Annotated in this window: 5 protein-coding genes; 1 reads left to right on the top strand and 4 read right to left on the bottom strand. The window is 72.4% G+C overall.

The window, feature by feature from the left end; genetic code table 11:
* The 3 genes from NON22_RS18235 to NON22_RS18225 all read right to left on the bottom strand — a co-directional run.
* Positions 1 to 1,896: ATP-binding protein (locus NON22_RS18235; RefSeq protein ID WP_257388380.1), on the bottom strand; the 1,896-nt coding region annotated here is incomplete at its 3' end.
* Positions 1,889 to 2,572 carry a hypothetical protein gene (locus NON22_RS18230; protein WP_257388379.1) on the bottom strand — a complete coding sequence of 228 codons (684 nt, stop codon included), beginning with the start codon at positions 2,570 to 2,572 and terminating at the stop codon, positions 1,889 to 1,891. The genes NON22_RS18230 and NON22_RS18235, both read right to left, overlap by 8 nt.
* A complete protein-coding gene (locus NON22_RS18225; RefSeq protein WP_257388378.1) occupies positions 2,565 to 3,899 on the bottom strand; it encodes a hypothetical protein in 1,335 nt (444 codons plus the stop codon). The genes NON22_RS18230 and NON22_RS18225 overlap by 8 nt, the downstream gene beginning before the upstream one ends.
* A gap of 259 nt (positions 3,900 to 4,158) precedes the next feature.
* Between NON22_RS18225 and glpD the strand changes: the two genes are divergently transcribed.
* Positions 4,159 to 5,661, top strand: a complete 1,503-nt coding sequence (glpD, locus tag NON22_RS18220) for a glycerol-3-phosphate dehydrogenase (RefSeq protein WP_257388377.1) — start codon at positions 4,159 to 4,161, stop codon at positions 5,659 to 5,661.
* A gap of 133 nt (positions 5,662 to 5,794) precedes the next feature.
* Here glpD and NON22_RS18215 read toward each other — a convergent pair.
* Positions 5,795 to 6,678, bottom strand: an 884-nt coding sequence (locus NON22_RS18215; protein ID WP_257388376.1) for a phytase, incomplete at its 5' end; no start/stop codon positions are given.

The following is a 6,678-nucleotide window of genomic DNA, read 5'->3' as shown; positions in this document are numbered from 1 at the left end:
GCGCAGCGTCTCGACGGCATTGCGCGCGGCGCTCAGCGCGGCCGCGCCGTCCTGCGCCGCCGACTGCAGCGCCGGCAGCGCTTCGGCGGCCGAGGCGAATTCGACGGCACGCGCGGCGAGCTCCTGAGCCGCGTCGAGCTTCAGCAGGCGCGCCTGATTGCCGTCGAGGCGTTGTTCGAGCTCGCTGCGTTCGCGCCGGCGCGCCTCGCCGGCCGCGTTCAGCTGGCTGCGTTCGAGCTGCAGGTCACGCAGCCGCGCGGCGCGTGCGCTCGCGCCGAAATTGCGTTCTTCGGTGCCGATGTGACGGCCGCCGCGATGCTCGCGCAGATAGCCCTTCGGCGTGATCCAGTCCTGACCGGCCGGCAGCTGCATGCCCTTGGCCACGTCGGCGACGCGGCGCAGCTTGTCGAGCTGGCGCGGCAGCCACGACGGCGGATCGCCGGCGAAGCGCAGCACTTCGAGCAGCGAGCCCGGCGACGCCGGCGGCGGCGCGCCGCGCTCGGCGACGACGAAATGCCGGTACTGCATCTGTTCGCCGATGCCGAACGCCGCCTTCGCGTCCGACGGCGACGCGAGCAGGACCAGATGGCGATATGGCTGCAGCACGGCCTCGACTGCGGCCTCCCAGGCCGGATCGGTCACTTCGACGCAGTCGGCCAGCATGCGGTGCGCAATGCCGGCGCGATCGAGCGCGGCGCGGAATTCGCGCTCGAAGCCCGGTTGGAAGCGCTGGCCGCTCGCGAGCGCGGCGATCTGCGCGTCGAGCTCGGCCGCGCGCTCGACGGCCTGTTCGTCTGCGAGCTTGAGCTGGGCCTGGCGGCGCCGGTCGATCTCGACGGCGCGCAGCAACTGCGCGACATCGCCGGCGCCTTGGCTCGCCGCAAGGTTTTCCAGCTGCACGCGGCGGCGGTCGATCTGCTCCGCGTCGCGCGCGGCGTCGCGCGCGGCGTAGAACGCGCTTTCGGCGGCAACGGCCTGCGACTGCGCCGCACTCAGGGCTTCGGCGGTCGCCTCGAGCTGCGCCGTCGCGACGCGCTGCTCGTCGGCCAGGATCGCATCGCGGCGTTCGATCTCGCGCAGCGCGCGGCGCAGGCCGGTCAGCTGCGGACGGCTGCCGGCCATGCTCGCGCGGCGTTCGGCGAGCGCGACCTTCGGCACGACTTCGGCCTGCAGACGCTGCCGTTCGCGCTGCAGCTCGCCGTACTCCTCGAACGAGCGCACGTCGGCCTTTGCCGCTTCGAGCCGCGTATGCAGCGCGGCGAGGTCCTGGCCGAGCGTCCTGAGTTCCTGCTCGGTCGCGAACTGCTCGGCGCGTGCGCGCTGGTAGTCCTCGAGCACGGGCTTCTCGCCGAACACGTCCCAGACCAGCTGCAGCAGCTCGCGCGGCGGATACTGGCAGAGCTTGTCGGTCGCGCCCTGCTCCAGCGTCAGCACGCGGCGAATCGCGCGCGTGAGTCCGGCCCCTTCGAGGCGCACGCGGTAGTCGCGCAGGCCCAGCCATTCGCCGCCGTGGGCTTCGATCGTCTCGACGCTGACGTCGCCGCCGAGGATCTGGTAGTCGCGCGACCAGTCGCCGCCTTTCTTGCGGATGCGGCAGGCCAGGGTGACCTCGGCCTCCATCAGCGGGAAGAACGGCCGCCGGCCGTTGCGGTCGGGCCGGTTGCTGACGACGCCGCGCAGCCAGGCGAACGGCTTGCCGTTGTGGCGCAGGTAGGTCTTGTAGTCGCGCGCGGTCTCGCGGTCCTCGATCGCGAGCAGGGTGCGCAGCGCGTCGAGCAGGGTCGTCTTGCCCGAGCCGTTGGGCCCGACCACGGTGACGATGGCCGAGTCCAGCGGCAGGGTGAAGCGCTGCCAGTAGTCCCAATGCACGACTTCGAGCGCGCGGAATTCAAACATGGCCGGCCTCCGTGTCCGTGCCGCCGTGCTCGTCTGCGTGCTCGCCGCGCGCCTGCTCGACGACGAAGGCCAGCGCGCCGTCGAGCACGCGCCGCGCCGTGCGTTCGTAGTCGAACGCGAGATCGAGCAGCGGCCCTTCGTGGATGCGCTCCTTGCGCCGCACGATGAAGCCGTGGCGCGCGAGCACGCCGAGGTTGATGTTGATGCGCATCTTGCCGCCGAGCTTGTCGCCGAAGTCGGCGAGCAGGGTGCGTTCGGCCAGCGGCTCGGCCACCTCGGTGCCGACCGGCACCGGCTTCATCTCGGCGAAGATCTGGCCCTGCTCCTGGTCGCGGTCGGTTTCGACGCGGCGGATCTGGCGCTGGCGCTTGGGCAGGATCAACAGGCTCCAGAGCACGACCAGCAGCGCGATCGTGTCGCGGTCCAGGTCGAGGTTGCTCGCCGACCACGCGCGCGGGCCGGCGAACACGGCGGCTTCCTGCGCCTTGGCCACGGCCACGGCGACGTGGCTCGCATACGGATGATCGAGCAGGCGCAGGCCGGCCGCGGCGAGGCGGCGGTCGAGCTCCTCGCGGAAGCCGGCGTCGGTCAGCGCCTGGCGCGCGAGTTCGTCTTCGCGCGGCAGCCAGCGTTCGGCGAGCAGGCGCGCAATCAGAGCGGCCACGGGATCATTCATGCGTCGGTTCCTCGCCGCGGTCGCGCGCCGGCGCCGCGGAGTTGTGCGAAACATCGGGGTCGAGCCGGCGCAGCCGGCCGGCGCTGATGCGCGCGACGCCGGCGCCGTCCACGTCCTCGAGCGCGCCGCTGAGCTCCAGCTGCAGCGGCAGCCGCGCGAGCTCGGCCAGCGCGCCTTCGCGCGCGTGCGCGGCCGGATCGCCGAGCAGGCCGAGCAGCGACAGGCGATAGGCCGAGGTCGCGAAATCCGCGCTCGGCACGAGCGCGGCCAACGGCGCCGCGTCGACCAGCGCGGCGAGCTGCGCCTGCCAGTCCTGCGCCAGCGCGTAGTCGTTGGCCGCGATCGGCGCCGTGGCCTGTTCCGGCGCGCCTCGCGCCTCGGGCAGGGTTTCCACCGTTCCGACTTCGCGCTCGCGCTCGACGAGTTCGAAATCGGCCACGTCCAGCGCGATGTCGCCGAGCACGAAGGCCGGCGCGAGCCGCTCGGCGACGACGTCGCGGGCCAGCGCGGCCAGCTGGTCGGCGCTCAGCGCGCGCAGCCACTGGTTCACGTCCGAAGACGACAGGCCGCTGCCGCCCAGATGCACGCGATGGCGGTCGAGCTGATTCAGCGCGCGCTGGAACACCGCGGCCTGGCGCAGCATCGCGCTCTGCGCGCGGCCGATCTGCTGCGCGACGCGGTGCGTGGCCGGATCGAGTTCCTCGTCCTGCGCGATCAGCTTGACGATCTCGGTGCCCTTCTCGACCCAGCGCCAGACCGATTTCAACGTCGCTGCGGCCGCGCGGATGCGATGTTCCGAGCCGCTGAGTACGGCGCGGTCGAAATCGTCGCGCAGCTCGTTGAGGCGCGACAGCAGATGCTGCAGATCCTCGCTGCCGATGCGGCCGGTGGCTTCGCCCGCGGCGATCTGCGCGGTCACGTAGGCCAGTTCGTCGCCGTCGCCCTGGAATTGCAGCAGCAGGCTCAGCGCCGACAGGGCCTGGCGGCCGACCGGGCTCACGCGATAGCGCTGGGTTTCGCCGTCCCAGGCCAGCAGGCCGTTCTCGCGCAGGCGGCCGAGCACCGTGTCGAGCTTGGTCGCATCGACGTAGGCGAAATGTTCGCGCAGTTCCTGCGGACTCCAGTCCGGCGCCGAGCCGCGCTCGCCGATCGTGCGCAGCACGAGCAGGCGCACCATGACCGCGTCCTCGCCGCCGTGGAACAGGGTCGAGAACGCACGCAGCAGCTCGCGCGCCTTGCGCAGGCCGAACAGGGCGGGGATGTCGTTGACGACCAGGCCGGGGCGCAGGAAGTCCTGCAGGCCGTCGTCGGACGCGGATGCGCTCACACGGGTATCGCGGGAAGAAACGGCGGCCATGGTCGGACATGAAGGACGGCAAAGGCAAGTCGCTGCCCGCGTTCCGCCCGTTCCGCGCCGGTTTCCGTCAGTCCGCGGTGCTGCGCTTCGCCGCGTCGGAACGCGCACGGCGCCGTACCGGCAGAAGGCGAGGCGCATGGCGGACGCGCGCCGGGCCGGTCCCGCGGTGGCCGTCGCGACGGCCACCGACTAGCATGGCCGCGAATCCGCGACGGCCCGTCCGATGGCGATGCACGATTTCCCCCGCAGCGACGAAGCCGCTTGCGGCGACTGCGATCTGCTCGTGGTCGGCGGCGGCATCAACGGCGCCGGCATTGCGCGCGATGCGGCCGGGCGCGGCCTGCGCGTCGTGCTCTGCGAGCAGGACGATCTCGCGGCGCATACGTCCTCGGCCAGCAGCAAGCTGATCCACGGCGGGCTGCGTTATCTCGAACGGTACGAATTCGGCCTCGTGCGCAAGTCGCTGCGCGAGCGCGAGGTGCTGATCGAGGCCGCGCCGCACCTGATACGTCCGCTGCGTTTCGTGCTGCCGCACGCGCCGCATCTGCGGCCGGTCTGGATGATGCGCCTCGGACTCTGGCTCTACGATCACCTGGCGCGCCGGCGCCGCCTGCCCGCGTCGGTGCTGATCGATCTCGCCGGCGATCCGGTGCTGCAGCCGCGCTACACCCGCGGCTTCGCCTATTCGGACGGCTGGTGCGACGATGCGCGGCTCGTCGTCGCCGCGGCCAAGGACGCGGCCGAACACGGCGCGCGCGTGCTGACGCGCTCGCGCTGCGTGCAACTGCAGCGCGAGCGCGGAGCGTGGTCGGCCGGACTCGAAACCGCCGGCGGCCGCCGCGTCGCGCTGCGGGCGCGCGCCGTCGTCAACGCAACCGGACCCTGGGTCGCCGCATTCCTGCAGCAGGTCGCGCGCCAGCCGTCGCGGCATGCGCTGCGGCTGGTTCGCGGCAGCCACATCGTCGTTCCGCGGCGGCCGGGACAGCAGACGGCGTATGTGCTGCAGGGCGAGGATCGCCGTATCGTATTCGCGCTGCCGTATGAAGGCGCGTTCACATTGATCGGCACGACCGACGTCGACGTCGGCGACGATTCGGCCGCGGCGCGGATCTCGCCCACGGAGATCGACTACCTCTGCAGCCTCGCCAACCGCTATTTCCGCGTGCCGGTGACGGCGGGCGACGTGGTCTGGAGCTATGCCGGCGTGCGGCCGCTGCTGCGCGACGACGAGGACGACCCGGCCGCGACGACGCGCGACTACCTGCTCGACCTCGACACGGCCGCGGCGCCGCTGCTGTCGGTCTACGGCGGCAAGATCACGACGTTCCGCCGGCTCGCCGAGGAAGCCGTCGATACGCTGTGCCGCGCGCTGCGCCACCCGGCGCCGGCCTGGACGCGCACGGCGCCGTTGCCGGGCGGCGACATCGCCGGCGCCGATTTCGCGCATTTCCTGCAGCAGCTGATCCAGCGCTATGCATGGCTGCCGCCGGCGCTGCGCGAGCGCTACGCGCGCGCGTACGGCTCGCGCGCCCTGCGCCTGCTCGGCGACGCGCGGCGTCTGCAGGATCTCGGCGAGGAAATGCTGCCGCAGCTGTATGCCGCCGAGATCGACTACCTGCGCCGCGAGGAGTGGGCGCAGACCGCCGAAGACGTGCTCTGGCGGCGCAGCAAGCTCGGCCTGCATCTGCCGCACGACGCGGCCGTGCGGCTGCAGGCTTGGCTCGACACCTGAATTTGCGGGCGGAAGGGCCGATGCCGCTGCGCTGCCGCGTCGCTGCAATGCGGCCTCGCTCCACCGCCAGGAAAACCGCGCGCCGGTGCGCTCGAGCTCCGGCGTCGGCGCACGGTTGCGTCGAACACGGCGCTCAGGGCGCCGTGTCGCAGCGCCGGCGCAGTTTCAGCGCGCTCGCGACATCGCGCCAGTCGAACGCGCCGACGCCCTGGTCGTCGTGGACCGCGTAGAACACGCCGTCGGGAAAGCGCGGCGTGCCGGCCTGGTGCAGCCAGACGCCGTCGGTGTTCGCGACGGTGTCGCCGGCGAACGCGCCGAGATGGGCGAGCGTCGCGCGGTCGAACACGTGGAACAGCGAACGGTCCTTGAACTGGTCGGTCGCGATCCAGTAGCCGCTGCCGTCGGCGCACCGCCACAGCGCGATGCCTTCGGCCTGGGCCTTGAACAGGCCGAGACCGAGGGTACGTCCGCGGTAGCGGCCGGCGAGGTCGTAGTCGCGCAGCGCGGTGCCGGTCGCCGTGTCCTCTTCGGCGATCAGCAGGCGGTCATGCGCCGGATCGCCCCAGAGCGACTCGGGAATGCGGATCGCGCCGGCCTCGCCGGTGTCGCCGATGTTCGCCTGCAAGGTCGCGGCGACTTTGCCGCCGGCGACGTCGACCGCATAGCGGCGCACGCGGCGGTCGAGTTCCGCCGGCGGCGGCACGCGGTCCTCGCCGTCGGCGTCCTTGCCGGCCATGTAGGCGTCGCTGACGAGCACGTCGTAGCGGCCGGCGGCGACGGCGCGCAGCCAGATGCCGTAGGGCTGCTGCAGTTCGTGCTCCCCGAAACTGCCGAGCGGCGCGAAATCGCCGGCGTGCAGCACCTGCACGCGGCGGTTGTCGCGCTCGACGACGAACACCAGATCGTCGACGACGAAGATGCCGTTCGGCCGCGCGAACCGGCCGGCCGCGGCGCCGGCGCCGCCGATGACGCCGGCCGCCGCGCCGCTATCGCCGTCGTAGCGCAGGAGCCGGTCGG

The organism is Tahibacter caeni (assembly GCF_024609805.1).
Taxonomy (GTDB): domain Bacteria; phylum Pseudomonadota; class Gammaproteobacteria; order Xanthomonadales; family Rhodanobacteraceae; genus Tahibacter; species Tahibacter caeni.
Note: the sequence above shows the minus strand (reverse complement) of the source record. Positions and strands in the feature narration are given on the sequence as shown.

Bases quoted from the DNA above. Each gene is read 5' to 3' on its own strand.
- glpD (WP_257388377.1), top strand. From the start codon at position 4,159: ATGCACGATTTCCCCCGCAGCGACGAAGCCGCTTGCGGCGACTGCGAT.
- NON22_RS18230 (WP_257388379.1), bottom strand. From the start codon at position 2,572: ATGAATGATCCCGTGGCCGCTCTGATTGCGCGCCTGCTCGCCGAACGC.